Origin of the sequence: Haloferax sp. Atlit-48N (assembly GCF_003383015.2) — an archaeon.
Classification (GTDB): domain Archaea; phylum Halobacteriota; class Halobacteria; order Halobacteriales; family Haloferacaceae; genus Haloferax; species Haloferax volcanii.
The window spans coordinates 884,258-899,665 of record NZ_CP137689.1; the positions used below are offsets into that span (position 1 = coordinate 884,258).

At 69.6% G+C, this 15,408-nt stretch carries 19 protein-coding genes; 9 read left to right on the plus strand and 10 right to left on the minus strand.

Features of this window, described 5'->3' with window-relative positions; all coding sequences use genetic code 11:
* Window positions 1-159: 159 nt before the first annotated feature.
* The 8 genes from DEQ67_RS04830 to DEQ67_RS04865 form a co-directional block, all read right to left on the minus strand.
* A complete protein-coding gene (locus DEQ67_RS04830) occupies window positions 160-855 on the minus strand; it encodes a carbonic anhydrase (protein ID WP_004043993.1) in 696 nt (231 codons plus the stop codon).
* A 22-nt stretch (window positions 856-877) separates the two neighbouring features.
* The gene (locus DEQ67_RS04835) at window positions 878-2,719 is read right to left on the minus strand and encodes a PH domain-containing protein (RefSeq protein ID WP_115891324.1); all 1,842 of its coding nucleotides are present in this window, start codon (window positions 2,717-2,719) and stop codon (window positions 878-880) included.
* Complete coding sequence (locus tag DEQ67_RS04840; RefSeq protein WP_049896144.1) at window positions 2,716-3,180, minus strand: PH domain-containing protein; 465 nt, start codon at window positions 3,178-3,180, stop codon at window positions 2,716-2,718. Before DEQ67_RS04840 ends, DEQ67_RS04835 begins: the two co-directional genes overlap by 4 nt.
* 83 nt (window positions 3,181-3,263) lie before the next feature.
* On the minus strand, window positions 3,264-4,040 hold the full coding sequence (locus DEQ67_RS04845; protein WP_115891323.1) for a DUF7260 family protein: 777 nt from the start codon (window positions 4,038-4,040) through the stop codon (window positions 3,264-3,266).
* A complete protein-coding gene (locus tag DEQ67_RS04850) occupies window positions 4,031-5,068 on the minus strand; it encodes a metallophosphoesterase family protein (RefSeq protein ID WP_115891322.1) in 1,038 nt (345 codons plus the stop codon). Before DEQ67_RS04850 ends, DEQ67_RS04845 begins: the two co-directional genes overlap by 10 nt.
* On the minus strand, window positions 5,065-5,190 hold the full coding sequence (locus tag DEQ67_RS04855; RefSeq protein ID WP_004043988.1) for a hypothetical protein: 126 nt from the start codon (window positions 5,188-5,190) through the stop codon (window positions 5,065-5,067). Before DEQ67_RS04855 ends, DEQ67_RS04850 begins: the two co-directional genes overlap by 4 nt.
* Before the next feature lie 106 nt (window positions 5,191-5,296).
* The gene (locus DEQ67_RS04860) at window positions 5,297-5,743 is read right to left on the minus strand and encodes a transporter (RefSeq protein WP_115891321.1); all 447 of its coding nucleotides are present in this window, start codon (window positions 5,741-5,743) and stop codon (window positions 5,297-5,299) included.
* 113 nt (window positions 5,744-5,856) lie between these two features.
* Window positions 5,857-6,543: a YqjF family protein gene (locus DEQ67_RS04865; RefSeq protein ID WP_004043986.1), complete on the minus strand. Its 687-nt coding sequence runs from the start codon at window positions 6,541-6,543 to the stop codon at window positions 5,857-5,859.
* Between the two features lie 117 nt (window positions 6,544-6,660).
* On the opposite strand from DEQ67_RS04865, the gene DEQ67_RS04870 reads away from it, so the two are divergent.
* Genes DEQ67_RS04870 through DEQ67_RS04880 form a run of 3 tightly spaced genes read left to right on the plus strand, consistent with a single transcriptional unit; the run spans window position 6,661 to window position 8,232 of the window.
* Complete coding sequence (locus tag DEQ67_RS04870; RefSeq protein WP_115860791.1) at window positions 6,661-7,506, plus strand: aldo/keto reductase; 846 nt, start codon at window positions 6,661-6,663, stop codon at window positions 7,504-7,506.
* 1 nt (window position 7,507) lies between these two features.
* Entirely contained in the window at window positions 7,508-8,026 is a 519-nt protein-coding gene (locus tag DEQ67_RS04875; RefSeq protein WP_006600515.1) for a macro domain-containing protein, read from the plus strand.
* A 2-nt stretch (window positions 8,027-8,028) separates the two neighbouring features.
* The gene (locus DEQ67_RS04880; protein ID WP_004064159.1) at window positions 8,029-8,232 is read left to right on the plus strand and encodes a hypothetical protein; all 204 of its coding nucleotides are present in this window, start codon (window positions 8,029-8,031) and stop codon (window positions 8,230-8,232) included.
* A gap of 39 nt (window positions 8,233-8,271) precedes the next feature.
* On the opposite strand, the gene DEQ67_RS04885 is transcribed toward DEQ67_RS04880, so the two are convergent.
* The gene (locus DEQ67_RS04885) at window positions 8,272-9,300 is read right to left on the minus strand and encodes a succinylglutamate desuccinylase/aspartoacylase family protein (RefSeq protein WP_008573471.1); all 1,029 of its coding nucleotides are present in this window, start codon (window positions 9,298-9,300) and stop codon (window positions 8,272-8,274) included.
* A gap of 94 nt (window positions 9,301-9,394) precedes the next feature.
* Here DEQ67_RS04885 and DEQ67_RS04890 point away from each other — a divergent pair, with 94 nt between their 5' ends.
* The 6 genes from DEQ67_RS04890 to DEQ67_RS04915 all read left to right on the plus strand — a co-directional run bounded on the left by DEQ67_RS04890 (window position 9,395) and on the right by DEQ67_RS04915 (window position 14,617).
* Window positions 9,395-10,741 carry an NADH:flavin oxidoreductase gene (locus tag DEQ67_RS04890; RefSeq protein WP_115891320.1) on the plus strand — a complete coding sequence of 449 codons (1,347 nt, stop codon included), beginning with the start codon at window positions 9,395-9,397 and terminating at the stop codon, window positions 10,739-10,741.
* 26 nt (window positions 10,742-10,767) lie between these two features.
* Window positions 10,768-11,142: a helix-turn-helix domain-containing protein gene (locus tag DEQ67_RS04895; RefSeq protein ID WP_004043983.1), complete on the plus strand. Its 375-nt coding sequence runs from the start codon at window positions 10,768-10,770 to the stop codon at window positions 11,140-11,142.
* A complete protein-coding gene (locus DEQ67_RS04900) occupies window positions 11,142-11,435 on the plus strand; it encodes a DUF7521 family protein (RefSeq protein WP_004064151.1) in 294 nt (97 codons plus the stop codon). Before DEQ67_RS04895 ends, DEQ67_RS04900 begins: the two co-directional genes overlap by 1 nt.
* A gap of 214 nt (window positions 11,436-11,649) precedes the next feature.
* On the plus strand, window positions 11,650-12,075 hold the full coding sequence (gene trxA, locus DEQ67_RS04905) for a thioredoxin (RefSeq protein ID WP_115860185.1): 426 nt from the start codon (window positions 11,650-11,652) through the stop codon (window positions 12,073-12,075).
* A 60-nt stretch (window positions 12,076-12,135) separates the two neighbouring features.
* Window positions 12,136-13,614 carry an AMP phosphorylase gene (locus DEQ67_RS04910; protein WP_115860183.1) on the plus strand — a complete coding sequence of 493 codons (1,479 nt, stop codon included), beginning with the start codon at window positions 12,136-12,138 and terminating at the stop codon, window positions 13,612-13,614.
* 49 nt (window positions 13,615-13,663) lie between these two features.
* On the plus strand, window positions 13,664-14,617 hold the full coding sequence (locus DEQ67_RS04915; protein WP_004064146.1) for a ribose 1,5-bisphosphate isomerase: 954 nt from the start codon (window positions 13,664-13,666) through the stop codon (window positions 14,615-14,617).
* A 33-nt stretch (window positions 14,618-14,650) separates the two neighbouring features.
* Here DEQ67_RS04915 and DEQ67_RS04920 read toward each other — a convergent pair whose 3' ends face one another.
* Window positions 14,651-15,313, minus strand: a complete 663-nt coding sequence (locus tag DEQ67_RS04920; RefSeq protein WP_115860181.1) for a helix-turn-helix domain-containing protein — start codon at window positions 15,311-15,313, stop codon at window positions 14,651-14,653.
* Window positions 15,314-15,408 lie beyond the last annotated feature (95 nt).

Genomic DNA, 15,408 nt, shown 5'->3' on the forward strand with positions numbered 1-15,408 from the left:
TGCTTGTGATAAGAGTTTGGAAAAATGACAATTATTCAACCACATTGGAATTCCGCGCTAACCTCGGCTCAACGAATACCAATACGATTGGCGAGCGAGAATTTACTGATATTCTCGAACGGGACCAACCGTCTCATTCCGTACTCCATCAACTACGCCTCACCGAATCGACTGCACGCGCCCCTCAAACCCCTCGGGAACCACGTCCGCGAGCGCGTCGGGGTCAGACTCGCCGTTGGCCGCGACGAGATAGGCCGCGCCGTCGTCGTCGCCGTAGACGCGCTGGAAGTCGTAGACGAAGCCCCAGCAGTCGGTCGCTTCTGGCACCTCGTCGCTCTCGGTGAGGTACTCCACCTGCCGGACGACCGCGTACTCGACGAGTCGGTTGACCGCCTCGCCGCCCGGCGTGTCCGCGTCGAACACGCCGAGTTCGCGGGCCTCCTCGACGAGCGGGACGAGCCGCGAGACGGCGGCTTCGACCGACGCGGGCAGGTCCCCGACACTCTCGCCGGTGGCCGTCGCGTAGGCGGCCGTCACCGCGCCACAGCCCGTGTGGCCGAGGACGACCACGTCGGTCGACTTGAGCGCCGAGACGGCGTAGCCGACGGCGTCGTTGACGACGAGTCGCCCGTCGACATCGGTCCACACTTGGTTGCCGACGTTGACCGACGTGAACAGCTCGCCGGCCTCGTCGGCGCTCCAGACCGCGTCGGCGGGGACGCGGGAGTCCGAACAGCTCACCGAGACGACCGCCGGCGACTGCGCCTCGCGGACGCCCTCGAAGTGGTCGACGCCGAGGCTCTCGACGTGTCGCGCGTTCCCGGTCAAGAGCGACTCCAGCACTGTTCGCGTCATTGGATTACGTTTCGTCCCGACTCTATATAGCATCCCGCTCGTCGCTCGATTCTTCGGGGTCGTCCGCGTCTTCGTCGTCCTCGCCCTCAGACTCGACCGACTCGCCCCAGATGAAGGGGTCGTCCGCTCTCGCCGGCTCGTCGGCGTCGTCCTCGGTGTCTGCGTTGTCGTCGGTGTCAGCGTCGTCGGTGTCTCCAGTGTCCGCAGTATCTTCAGCGTCGGCGTCGCCCCCGGCGGCCGCGGGTTCGGCTTCTTCGACGAACTCGGGCGTCTGGCTCACGTCGGCCTCGGCGTCGGTGACTGCCACCGAATCCGATGCGTCGGCGTCGCGGTCCGGCTCCGCGTCGCGGATGCCGAGTGCGGCTTGTCGGGACTGCTGTCGGGCCTCGCGGCGCGCCGAAAGCGCCTCGCGGAGGCGGTCGTTCAGCGTCTCTCGAAGCTCCGCCGCGTCGGTGACTTCGATGTCGACGGCGGTCGCGTCGCCACCGACGAGAGAGATGCTCCCCGCGGTGTCGGCCGTGACCGTCGAGACGCGCCAGCGACGCTGGAAAATCGTCCGGCGCTCGATGACCGTCTGCACCCGGTAGTAGGGGACGAAGCGCGTCTCGCGCTTCCAGAATCCGTTTCGGGTGACGATGTGGTCCTCGGTGAGCGCGTAGCCGCGGTGCCGCCACTGGAGCGCGCCGGCGACGACGGCCACCGGGACGAGCGCCAGCGGGACGAACCACGGGATCTCCTGCGGGAGGAGCCGGTCCGCGCCGTAGAGCGCGAGCGTCGCAACCCCGAGGACGAGCGAGTAGCGGACGGCGTAGCGCCGGCGGATGCGCGTCGGCGGCCCCTCGAACGTCGGCAGCTCGACGCCTTCGAGGTCGGCAACGAGGCCGAGCACGCGGTCGCGGGTCGCGAGCGGGATGGCCGCCTCGGAGCCGCGACCGCCGCCGCCGGACCCGTTTGTCCCGTCGGAGCTGGGGGCGTAGCCCGCGGTCTCGACGAGGAGCGTCGCGTAGCCGAACCGGCGCTTCAGGGGGTTGTCCTCGACGGTGAGCGTCTGGAGTTTGTCGAGCGGAATCGACCCGTTGTAGCGCTGGAGGAGGCCGCGTTCGTACTGGAGTTCGTCACCGACGCGGCTCAGCCGGAAGCCGTAGTAGTTCACCACCGCGGAGGCGAAGCCGGCGGCCCACGAGACGAGCGCGACGAGGAGGACGAGCGCGACGATGCCGACCCCCGCGGCCGCGGCGCTCCCGGCGGGGACCGGCACGTCCACGTACGACGCGACGATGGGGAAGACGGTCGACCCGAACACGAAGACGAGTCCGGGCAGTCGGAGGTCGAACGACAGCGCGCCGACGATGGCCAACTCGCGGGGCGTCAGTTCGAACAGCAGTTCCTGTTCGGGTTCGGACGCGTCGCCGTCTGTACCGCCGCGTTTCAGGCGGGCGACCTCCGACTGGATGCGGCGGGCCTCCTCGTAGCTGACGAAGCGGAGACTGCCTTCGGTCTCGCCGCCGCCCGCGGTCTCGAGGTCCACGGCGGCGATACCGACCAGCCGCTGGGCGACGTTGCGGGAGATGTCGACGTTCTGGATGCGCCGGTAGGGGATTTCGCGGTTGCGCCGGGAGAACACGCCCGACCGGATGTCCAGCGTGTCCGGCGTGAGTTCGTACTCGAACCGGCGGAAGTAGGCGAGTTCGTAGCCGGCGATGGCGACCACGACGACGCCGACGAGCGCGACCGCGCCGAGACCGCCGAGGAACCCGCCGAACGTGGTCCCGCCGGTGAACGCGAGGAACGCGAGCGCGAAAGCGATGCTAGCGCTGCGCTGGACCGCCCGATAGGGAACCGAGAGCGGCGACAGCCGGGTCATACCGCGTCGTCGCCCTCGGACGCGATTGCGAGGCGCTTCAGTCGGTCCTGAAGGTCCTCTGCGCCCTCCGGAGTGAGCCCCGGAATCGCCACGTCGGCCCCGCGGGAGCCGGCGGTGTAGACGACGGTCGATGCGAGGCCGACGAGCCGTTCGAGCGGGCCGCGGGCCGAGTCGACGTGCTGGACCCGGACGAACGGGACCACGGTGTTGACCTTGGTGAGGACGCCGCGTTGGAGGTACAGCGAGTCGTCGCGGACCTCGTAGCCCCACGCCCGATACCGGAGGAGCGCGACGGCGACGCCGACGACGAGGAAGACGACGCCGACCGCGACGGGGACGAACGTCGGTATCGAGACGGGCGCGAACAGCGTCGCTGCGGTCGCTACGCCGCCGGCGACGAGCGCGAACACGACCGCTCGGGCGACCCAGAGAAGACGGATACGGGGGTGGAGGCGATTCACGGGAATCCCTCCGAGCGCGTGAACATCGTACACTCCGGCGTCTCCTCGAACGGATAAATAACTGTGGCCGCGCCCGAATCGGCTTACGGGGTGGCGGCGAGGTGGCGCTCGACCCGGCGGGTCGCGGTGGCGAGCGTCGCGCCGACCGCCGCGAGCGTCGCGAGCACCGGGTACCGGACCGACAGGTCGGCGTAGAAGAACTCCGTCACGTCCGGAACCAGCCCGGAGAGCGTCCGCCGATGGTGGGAAATCGTCGCCTGTCGCGCCGCGACGAGTGCTTCGAGTCGCTCGCGAAGCGCCGAAAGCTCCTCGTAAAGCGCCAACAGCGCGTCGAAGCCGCGGTCGGACAGCGGCGTTCTGTCGAGGTCATCGAGCCGCCCGAGGAGGGATGCGATATCGTCGCGCATCGACGCCACGGATTCGGCCTCCTCGTCGACGACGTCGATGAACTGCCCGCGTTCGTCCAGCGACGAGGTGGCGGCCGCTGCAATCGTGCGCCGGAGCGGGGCCGAGAGAACGCTCGCGGACCGGAACGCGGTCGCAACGTCCGGGCCGAACTCGGCGGCGAAGCTCTCCTCGAAGTCGTCGCCGTACTCCTCGTCGTAGTGCGGGACGGACATCACGGTCCGCTCGTAGCTCCGGCGCAGGCCGGAGAGCGCGGCGTCGGTTCGCCCCCGCCCGCCCCGCTGGCCCACGAGCGTCCCGGCCGCTGGGGCCTGATTCGGAGCCGACGCCGTCGCCTGCGACGCGGCGACCTCGCGGCGGAACGCCCGGAACGCCTCGCGTTCGTCCACGCAGCGGCGGCGCTCGGCGCGAAGTGCCTCGCGGGCGTCGTCGAGGCGGTCGAGACTCACCGCCATCGAACCGCCCCCGGAACGTCCGAGCCGACGACCCGTCGCGGCGGCGTCCGCTCGTCGACGAGGGGGAGCGCCGACAGCTGTCCGTGGTCGGCGTGCGCGGCGATGCCCTGTCCGTGAGCGGCCCCGCTGGCGGCGAGCGTGTACGCCTCGGCCATGCCCTTCGGCCCCGCGAGCGGGACGAGTCGGACCGTCGTCCCGCGGCGGTCGACATCGACCACGACGAACGACTGCGGGAACGAGCAGGTCGCCGGGGCGATGAGTTCGCGGACGCCGGCTCGCACGGCCGTCGCGGGCCAGTGGATGTGTCCGGAGAGCACGAGCGGCACGTCGTGGCGCGCGAGCACCGCGGCGAGTTCGTCGGCGTTGCGGAGTTGGTAGAAGTCGGCGTCGGGGAACTGGCCGGTGTGGCGGCGAGGGTGGAAGACGTTGTGGTGGAGGACGACGATTGGGGTCGTCGCGTCAGCGAGGACGGTGTCGAGCCAGCGGAGTTGGGCGTCGGGAACGGCCCCCTCGTGGGTGTCGGTGAGAGCGAGGTCCGGGCCGCCGCTGGCGGAGTCGAGGCCGACGACGTCGACGCCGCCGACCCGGCGGACGAACGGGAGGGAGCCGTCGGCGTAGCGCGCCGCGAACTCGGCCGGCGTCGGGGCGTCGTAGTCGTCCCAGCGCTTCGGCACGTCGTGGTTGCCGGGCACCGCGACCCGCGGCCCCGGCAGGTCGCGGAGGAGTTCGTCGACCACGTCGTACTCCTCGGGGCGACCGTCGCGGGTCAGGTCGCCGAGGAGGACCGTCGCGTCGACGTCGAGGTCGGAGATGGTCGAGACGGCGGTTCGAAGCCGCGTCTCGCTCCGGTGGTAGGCCTTCCACGTACCGGAGCCCGTCGGCGTGACGTGCGGGTCGGAAACGACCGCGAGCCGGGTCGGCGTCTCCGAGACCGGCCGGCCGAGGCGTGCGAGCACGGGACCGGGACCGCGCTCGTCGGGGCTTCCAACCGGCGTCTCCCCGATTGTCGGCGGGGCGTCCGGACTCATCGGTCGATGGTCCGCGTGAACGTCCCCAGCGCGGTCTCCCGGTGGACGCGTATCCGCCCGGTGTCGGGACACAACTCGATTCGAAGCGGCGACTCGGTGGCGCGCGTCTCGTCCCCGTGCATACACGTGGACCCACCCGGAGCGAGATGATAAACATGTCGCATAGAATATATATTTTCGAACGTAGATATAGATACTCTACGGAGTCCTCGGGAGTCGGGGCCGGCGTCAGTTGAGGAGCAGGCCGGCGTCGACGAGGAGGAGAACGGCGACGAGCGCGGCACCGAGGTAGAACGGTGCGGCCTTCTCGGCGGGCGTGCGGACCTTCTTCTCCGCGAGGCCGTCCTTCGCGCGGGCGCGGCCGACTTCGACGAGGCCGGTCAGGACGAACCAGAGCGCGAGCATCCCGAGGACGAGGTGGCCGCGGCCGGTGCCGAGCAGGCTCTCGGCGGTGTAGCGCGTGCCGGCGAGGTGGCCGCCGGTCGCGAACATCACGAGCGAGGCCCCGCGGGACCACATCGTCAGGCGCGAAACGACCGATTCGAACGCGGCGGCGCGGATGTTTCCGGCGCGAGCGGTCGGTAACACGGCGAGCGCGAAAAAGAGGACGCTCCCCGTCCAGAGACCGCCGACGACGAGGTGGAGCGTTGCCATCACGGTGTCGATGAGTGCCATGTCCGTCGGGTTAGTTCAGCGATGCTTGAAGGTTTCACCTTCGGGCGGGCGAGGCGGGTGGCGCAGCCTCATGCGCACGCAGCGAGTGAGCGACAGCGGCGAGGCGACCAACCTCACCGAAGCACCGCGGGCGGCTTCGCCGTCACGTCGAGGTCGGCCGCGTAGTGGAGTATCGGGTCGCCGCCGGGGTGGTCGAAGCCGCAGGCCTCGAACATCGTGTTCGCGCGAATCTCGGCCTCCACGTCCCGTATCGGCCACGGGTCGTGGTCGATGTCGCCGATGACGACGGGCCAGTCGTCCGTGTAGAAGCGGTAGTTCTCGACGAGGAACGCGTCGAGCGACCCGGGGTCGAGGGTTCGGACCTCGCCGGTCGGCCGGTAGGTCGCCTCGAACCGCGCGTCCGGCGTCTCGGCCGTCGCGGGCCGGTAGCTCTCGTAGTCGACCGCGCCGTCTCGCTCCTCGACCGAGATGTTCGCGTAGTGGTACGGGAGCCGGTAGCCCAGTCGGGCCATCGTCACGCCGAGGCGGTCCGCGGCGTCGAGGGTGAAGAAGTAGACGCCGCGGGGGCCGCCGTCGGCGGGTTCGACGTAGGTCCGGAGGTTCACCTCGGGGAACCCCAGTCCGATGGGCGACCCGCGCGGGCGGATGTCAGTCATGTCGAACGAGACGACGCCGAGCCACGCCCGCCCGTCGTAGGTGGCCACCGAGAGCCGGTCGGGGAGTCGGGGCTCCACGAGTTCGGGGTCGACCGGCCAGTGGGCGAACAGCGTGTGCCGCCAGCGCATCGACAGGAGGTCCATGGCGGCCGTTCGGCCCGCCGACGGGTGTGGGTTTCGGCGGTCGCGGGCATCGCTCCGTTCCCTGCGGCCGATTTCCCCCAACGAAACGCACAGGTGTCTGGCGACGAACTGTCACCCATGGGACTCGAAAACGCCAGCGGCACGTTCGACATCGGCGGCGACCTCACGGTGCATCGACTCGGCTTCGGCGCGATGCGCATCACCGGCGACGACATCATCGGCGAGCCGGACGACGTGGAGAACGCGAAGAAGGTCCTCCACGAGTCGCTCACTCACGGCGTCGACCTCATCGACACGGCGGACTCCTACGGTCCCGCCGTCTCCGAGCGCCTCATCGGCGAGGCGCTCGCGCCCTACCCGGACGACCTCGTGGTCGCCACGAAGGGCGGCCTGCTCCGCAACACCGACGGCGACTGGAAGCCCAACGGCGACCCCGACTACCTCAGGAACGCCGTCCTCGGGAGCCTCGACCGCCTCCGCGTGGACACCATCGACCTCTATCAGCTCCACCGCCCGGACCCGCACGTTCCCTTCGAGGACTCGGTCCACGCGCTCGCGGAGATGAAAGACGAGGGGCTGATTCGACACGTCGGCCTCTCGAACGTCTCGGTCGAGCAGCTCGACGAGGCGCGCGACATCGTCGACATCGCCACGGTCCAGAACCGGTTCAACATCGGTGACCGCGAGTTCGAGGCGAGCCTCGACGCCTGCGAGAAGTACGGCGTCGGCTTCATCCCGTGGTACCCGCTCGGCGCGGGCGACCTCGGTGACCGAGCCGACGCCGTCGCCGCGGTCGCGGAGAAACACGACGCGACGCCCCAGCAAATCGCCCTCGCGTGGCTGCTGCACCGGTCGGACGTGATGCTCCCCATCCCCGGCACGTCCAGCGTCTCGCACCTCCGCGACAACGTGGCGGCCTCGCACATCGCCCTCGACGACGAGGACATGGACCGACTGGCCTGACGTGAACTTCACCGTCGTACAGGGCGATATCGCCGCCCAGTCGGCCGACGCGCTGGTGAACGCCGCGGGGACGAGCCTCCGGATGGGGTCGGGCGTCGCGGGCGCGCTCCGTCGCGGCGGCGGCCCCGAACTGAACGAGGCCGCGATGGCGAAGGGACCGATAGACCTCGGCGCGGTCGCCGTCACCGACGCCTTCGACCTCGACGCCGAGGTCGTGATTCACGCCGCGGCGATGCCCCACGACGGGGACGGGCAGGCGACCGCCGCGAGCATCCGCGACGCCACAAAAAACGCCCTTCGAGCCGCGGACGACCGCGGCTGTGAGTCGCTCGTGATTCCGGCGCTCGGCTGCGGCGTCGCCGGGTTCGACCTCGTCGACGGCGCGCGACTCATCTGCGAGGAGATTCGGGCGTTCGAGCCGAGTTCGCTCCGCGACGTTCGGTTCGTCGCCTACGCGGACGACGAGTTCGAGACGATTTCGCGGGTCGCTGACGCGGTCGGTTCGGGCACGGGCGAGTGAGCATGAGCGACGCGACCGACCCGGAACTGTGTCCCGTCTGTGCGACGCCCTACGACTCGGTCTCGCTCCACGACCGCGGCCTGCTCGTCAATCTCCTCGACAACGAGCGCTACCGGCGCGTCTGCTTCGAGCCGGTCGAACGCGACGGCCGGCCGCACGTCCGGTTTTTCCACCACACCCACGAGCAGGTCGGCGCGGACGACTGACCGGGCGGCGTCGTCGGCGACGCGTTCACCGCGTCCGCCCTAACTCCACGGGCGCTCCGTGAACTCGCCGGCCTCGATTTCGCGCTCTATCTCGCGGAGCGTCGCGTCGTCGACGCTGACGAGGTGACACAGCGGGTGGCCGGGGGCGGCGACCGGGTTCTGGAGGACGCCGGCGACGAGGCCGGTGAAGGGAGCCGAGACGCGCTTTTCTCTCGTCTTGAAGTGGTCCGAGATGGTGCAGATGGTGTCGCCCTCGTGGACCAGCGGCACGTCGCCGTACTGCATCTCGACGAGGCCGCCCACGTCGGCGCGGAGCCACGTCTTGTCCGTCGCGGAGTCGATGACGCGCGTCCAACCCGGCCAGCTGACCGCCTCGTCCGGGAGGACGCCGTACTCGGCGAGAACGCTCTCGACGCCGTCGAGCGCGCGGTCGACCATCGCCGGCTGGAAGCGGTGGGCGCGACCCATCTCGACGGTGATGGTCGGAATCCCGTCGTTGGTGGCGACGGTGCGGAGCGAACTCGCCTCGGCCTCGCCCGAGAGGATGAGGTTCGCGCCGAACGACCGCGCGAGGCGGGCGACCTCGGGTCGGCTCATGTCGGCGCGGACGTGGTACATGGTCGTCCGGTTGCGCGTCGAGGTGTGGAAGTCGATGCCGAGGTCGCAGGGCTCGACGAACCGGCGGTAGATTTGGTTCGCCATGCGCTCGGCCGTGTTCGCGCCGTCGCGGCCGGGGAACGACCGGTTCAGGTCGAGGTCGTAGATGGGGATGTAGCGCTGTTGGGCGAGGTAGCCCGGGACGTTCGCCACGTGGATGCAGACGATAGTGCCGTGGATGTCCGCGGGGTTGTACCGGCTCGCGACCTCCTGCATCACCTTCACGCCGTTGAGTTCGTCGCCGTGGAGCGCCGCGGTCATGAAGACCGACGGCCCGCCCTGTTCGCCGTTGATGACGGTGACGGGTATCTCGACGGGGTCGCCGAGGTACGTCTCGCTGATTTCGTATCTGAGGTGTCGCACCTCGCCCGGCGGCACCTCCGAGTCGTACCTGAACGGTTCGGGGTCCATGAGACGGCCATCGGAGCGGACGGGTAAGAAGGTTGACCGGCGGCCGACCGCCGCGTCGATTCGATTTACGTCGCTCGCGCGCCATGTCGTCCTCATGGCGACTCCTCGGCTCGACGACCCGCTCGACATCGGCGGGCTCACGCTCCGAAACCGGCTCTACCGCGCGCCGGTGCTCGAATGCGCGGGCACCGGTCCCGACGCGCCCGAGCGCCTCGCGGCGGAACTCGAACCCGCGGCGCGGGCCGGCGCGGGCCTCGTCTGTCAGGGCGCGACTATCGTCCGCGAGACGGGCGGCTGTGCCGCGCCGGGGATGACGCGAATCGCCGACTCCGAGTTCGCGGCGTCGCTGTCGGCGGTGACGGAGCGACTCCACGACCACGGCTCGGCCGTCGCGGTCCAGTTGGAGTACGGCGGCCTGCGGAGCATGGAGACGTGGCACGCCGCGTACCGACGCGACCACCCGGAGTTACAACAGCTCGCCGTCTCCCGGCCGCCGCGACTCCTCAGACTGCTCGACGCCCTCGGCTTCCTCGACTACGACGCGCACGTCATGACGACCGACGAGGTGTACGACCTCGCGGCCGACTTCGGTCGCTCCGCGGCGATGGCCGTCGACGCCGGCTACGACGTGGTCCACGTCGCCGGCGCGAACATGGGCATCGTCCACCAGTTCCTCTCGCCGTTCTACAACCGCCGGGACGACGAGTTCGGGGACGGCGTCCGATTTCTGGAGGTCGTCTCCGACGAGGTGCGCTCGCGGGCGGGCGACGTGCCGCTCACGACGAAAGTGCCGGCCGAGACGGCCGCGCCGCCCGGCATCCGCCGACGCCTGACCGAGGCCGACGCGGTCGGAATCTGTCGCCGCCTCGACGACGCGGGCTACGACGCGCTCGTCCCCGTCTCGGGGTCGGTGTTCTGGGACGCGAGCATCGTCCGCGGGTCGTTCCCGGCCCGCGCGTGGCGCGACGACCGCTACCGCGACGGCTACGCCGCGGCCTTCGGCGGCCCGCTCCGGGCGCGGCTCGTCGAACTCGGCAACCGAATCGAGGCCGCGTGGTACGACTTCGACCCGGCGTGGAACGCGGACCTGTGCCGCCGCGTCCGCGACGCCGTCTCGGCGCCCGTGCTCTGCGAGGGCGGCATCCGCGAGCGCGGCGAAATCGACCGACTGCTCGGAGACGCCTGCGACGCCGTCGGGATGGCCCGGCCGTTCTACGCCGAACCGGAACTCCCGGCGCGACTGCTCGGCCGCGACGTGTCGGCCGACACGCGGGTCGTCTGCGAGAACTGCAACAACTGCGCGGTGCCGCAGGCGACGGGCGCGCCGGGCGTCTGTCGAACCCCCGCGGTGTTGGCTCGCGCGGGGACCCTCAGAATGGAGGGCGCGTACGATACAGACGCCGAGACCGCGGACGCCGACGAGGCCGACCCGGAGGGTTAATAAGGCTCTCGCCGGAGTTCTGGATAATGGCGCGCGACCGGTCCGCGATGGAGTCGGCCGAACTGACGGCGGTGCTCGACGCGCTCGACGACGCGGACGCCCGAGCCATCATCAGAGGACTCGAAGAACCCATGACGGCAAGCGAAATCTCAGATACGTGTGACATCCCGCTTTCGACGACGTACAGGAAGCTGGACCTGCTCACGGACGCGGCGCTCCTCTCCGAGGGGACCCAGATTCGCGCGGACGGTCACCACGCGACGACCTACGAGGTCGCCTTCGACGAGGTGCGAATCGCCCTCAACGACGAGCGCGACTTCGACGTCGCGGTCGGCCGCCCGGAGCAGACGCCCGACGAACGCCTCGCGGACATCTGGTCGCGGGTCCGGAGGGAGACCTGATGGGGCACCTCAGCGCCTCGCCGACGATTACGACGATGATTATCGTCGTCAAGACGGGCATCCTCGTCCTCGGCGGGCTCATCACCTACTTCAGCTACAAGGCGTACCGGAACACGGGAGCGGCGTCGCTCCGCGCGCTCGCGCTCGGCTTCGGCGTCGTCACCCTCGGCGCGATGCTCGGCGGCGCGCTCGACGTGATTCTCAACGTCGACCTCGCCACCGGACTGCTCATCGACTCGGTGCTGACGCTCATCGGCTTCGCGGTCATCACCTACTCGCTGTACGTCGACTGAGCCGGACCGAAAGGCGGCTTTCGAACTTCCCGAGCCGCCCCCGAACCAACCCGTAACTCGCGGTCGCGTCGCCGCCGTCTCTGTCTCGTCTCTCGGTCGCAACCCACAGCGGCGTCTCCGGAGCGTGCCGTCTGTCACCACGAACCACTCTTTGGAGATATTATTGCTCGAATTGTGCAAAACCGTTATTACGTCGCGGCCGGTATCGGTAGGTATGTCCGACGACGAACTGACCGACATCCGGAAGCAGAAACGCGAACAACTCGAATCCAAGCTCCGCGGCGACGGCGGGAGTGCGGCGAAAGAAGCCTCGGCTGGCCCGGCAGAGCCCATCCATATCGACGGCGCGGACGAGCTGGACGACGCCGTCGCCTCGTACGACGTGGTGCTCGTGGACTTCTACGCGGATTGGTGTGGTCCGTGCAAGATGCTCGAACCCACCGTGAAGAAGCTCGCGGAGAACACCGACGCCGCGGTCGCCAAGGTCGACGTGGACGCGAATCAGGAGCTCGCCGCCCAGTACCAGGTTCGGGGCGTCCCGACGATGGTGTTGTTTGCCGACGGCGAGGCGGTCGAACAGCTCGTCGGCGTCCGCGGTTACGACGACCTGAAGAACCTCGTCGAAGCCCACCTCGCGTAAGCGTTCTCGGTCCCCGAGACTCGGGGTCGATTTATTGACTCTCTCGCCCGACCGTCGGGTATGCAACTCGTCGCCGAGCACATCGACATCGGAACTCGGTCGCCGACGGTCCTCCTGAACGAGAGCGACGCGGCCGAACTCGGGGTCCACGCGCTCGAACGCATCCAACTCCGGTGGGGCGAGCGGACGGCCATCGGCATCGTTGAGCTGACGGACGAGCTCGTCTCCGAGGGGACCCTCGGCGTGACGCGCCGCCTCGGCCACATCGAGGGCGACGTGGAGGTGTCGGTCGCGCCGCAGCCCGACTCGGTGTACTACATCCGCAAGAAGCTCGACGATATCGAGCTCGAAGCCGACGAACTGTCCCAAATCGTCCGCGACATCTACGATGAGCGCCTCGCCGACGTGGAACTCGGGGCGTACGTCTCCGCGACCTACACCAACGGGCTGTCCATGGAGGAGACGATGCACCTCACGGAGTCGATGGCGGACGTGGGCGAGACCATCGCGTGGGAGGAGCCGGTCATCGCCGACAAGCACTCCATCGGGGGCGTCGCGGGCAACCGCGTCACGCCGATTCTCGTCCCCATCGTCGCCGCGGCGGGGCTGAAGATTCCGAAGACTTCCTCGCGAGCCGTCACCTCGGCCGCGGGCACCGCCGACACGATGGAAGTCCTCTGCGACGTGGCGTTCTCCGTCGCGGAGATACGCGATATCGTCGGGAAGACCGGCGGCTGTCTCGTCTGGGGCGGCGCGGTGAACCTCTCGCCGGTCGACGACCGCATCATCCGCGCCGAGACGCCGCTTTCTATCGACCCCAAAGGACAGCTCATCGCCTCCGTCCTCTCGAAGAAGAAGAGCGCCGGCTCGACAAACGTCGTCGTCGACATCCCCTACGGCGAGGGCGCGAAAGTCGAGAGCCTCGCGGAGGCGCGCGAACTCGCGGAGGACTTCAACCGCGTCGGCGACCACCTCGGGATGGCCGTCGAGTGCGCCATCACGAACGGGGGCGCGCCGGTCGGCCGCGGCGTCGGCCCCGTGCTCGAAGCCCGCGAGGTCCTCGCCACGCTCGCCGGCGGCGGCCCGAACGACCTGCGGATAAAGGCGATTCGCCTCGCTGACCTGCTGTTCGAATCCACCGGCGTCGACGCCGACGCCGCCGAGATTCTGGACTCGGGGCAGGCCGAAGAAACCTTCCGCGAGATACTCGCCGTGCAGAACGGCGACCCCGACGTGGAGGCCGCGGACCTCTCGCCCGGCCGGCATACCATTTCGGTCCGCGCCGACCGGGACGGCGTGGTCACGCACGTCAACAACCGCCTCGTCAACGAGGTCGCCCGCCGGGCCGGCGCGCCGCGAGACCCCGGTGCGGGCCTCGAACTCCACCGCCGCGTCGGCGAGATGGCCGCCAGCGGCGAGACGCTGTTTACCGTCCACGCCGAGTCCGAGGACAAACTCGCCGACGCGAAGGCGCTCACCGAGCGCGTCGAGACCGTCCGGGTGCGACACCCCGACGAGGCGCTGGTCGAGCGGGTGTGAAATCCCTCGCCGCGGCGACCTTTTTCCATTCGACGCCCGTAGTTCTCGCATGGACGACCGCGTACACCCCGAGGTCCGGCGCACCGCGACGGAAATCGACACGATGGAGATTCGCGGCGCGGCGACCATCGCCGACGCGGCCGCGCGGGCGCTCCGCACGCAGGCCACGGAGAGCGACGCCACCGACGCCGAGGCGTTCCGAAGCGAACTCCGCGCGGCCGCGCGGGCGCTCTACGAGACGCGGCCGACCGCCGTGAGCCTCCCCAACGCCCTCCGGTACGTCCTCCGCGGCATGTCGAGTACGACCGTCGAGGGACTCCGACAGAACGTCGTCGAGTCGGCAGACGAGTTCTGCGCCCGCCTCGAACGCGCGCAGGCCGACCTCGGGGAGGTCGGCGCGAACCGCCTCCGCGACGGCGACACTGTCATGACCCACTGTCACTCGACGGACGCGCTGGCGTGCGTCGAGGCGGCGGTCGAGCAGGGAAAACACATCGAGGCCGTCGTCAAGGAGACGCGGCCGCGAAACCAGGGGCACATCACCGCGAAGCGGCTCGACGAACTGGGCGTGCCCGTCACGCTCGTCGTCGACTCGGCGGCGCGGCGCTACCTCAACGACGTGGACCACGTGCTCGTCGGCGCGGACGCCGTCGCGGCCGACGGGAGCGTCATCAACAAAATCGGGACGAGCGGTCTCGCGGTCAACGCCCGCGACCGGGGGACGCCCATCATGGTCGCCGCGCAGACGCTCAAGCTCCACCCGGGGACGATGACCGGCCACACCGTCGATATCGAGATGCGCGACACCGCGGAGGTCGTCGACGACGAGACGCTCGCGGACCTCGGCAACCCGACAGTCGAGAACCCCGCGTTCGACGTGACGCCGCCGCGCTACGTGGACGCCATCGTCACCGAGCGCGGGCAGTTCCCGCCCGAGAGCGTCGTCATCCTGATGCGGGAACTGTTCGGAGAAGGTACCTCGGAGCCGTGGGTCGAACCGTAGTCAGGTCGGTTCGACGCCGCCGATCGGAGGCGGTCACGGCCCGCCGACGAGGTCGGCCATGACCTTCATCTCCGCCTTTCGCAGGTGTTCCGCCGCGGTGCTCGTCGAGCAGTCGAGCCGCGCGGCCACGTCGGCGACCGCCCCGGTCCGCGGCTCGCGGTAGTAGCCGCAGTCGACGGCGGCCTCGACGGCCTCGCGCTGGCGGGGCGACAGCGACCCGGCGGAGACGCTCCCCGGTCCCGTGTACTCCCGCACCCGCACGACTTCGAGGCCGCGACCCTCCGGCAGCTCCTCGACCGCCGACTGGAGGGCGTCGTCGGTGCCGACGAGCGTCACCGACACCGTGCCGTCGCCGTCGAAGACGACCGGCGGAACGACGATGAGGTCGCCCCGCGTGACGGCCGCCGTCTGTCTCGCGCCCGCGGCGTCGAGCCGCTCGTTCACCACGATGAAAAACGAGTCGCCGGGGAGCTGTGAGACCTCGTACGACAGGATGCGCTCCGTCTCCGCGAGCGCCGCCTCGTAGGCCTCGATGTCGGAGCCGACGACCTCGAAGACGATGGTGTTTCTGTCGGTCACCGTCGGGTTCCAGTGGTGGAGTTCGGTCCGCTCGAACGCCTCGTGGTCGACGACGAACTCGTGCATCGGATGCAGCTGCCCGTCGTCGGGCGTGAAGCGAAGCCTGACCGATTTCATGCCCGCGGGTTGATTCGACCGCGACATAAAAACTGGCCGCACTCGTGAGGCAGAACGCCGAACCGGCGTTCGGACGAACGAACGGGTGTCAGCCG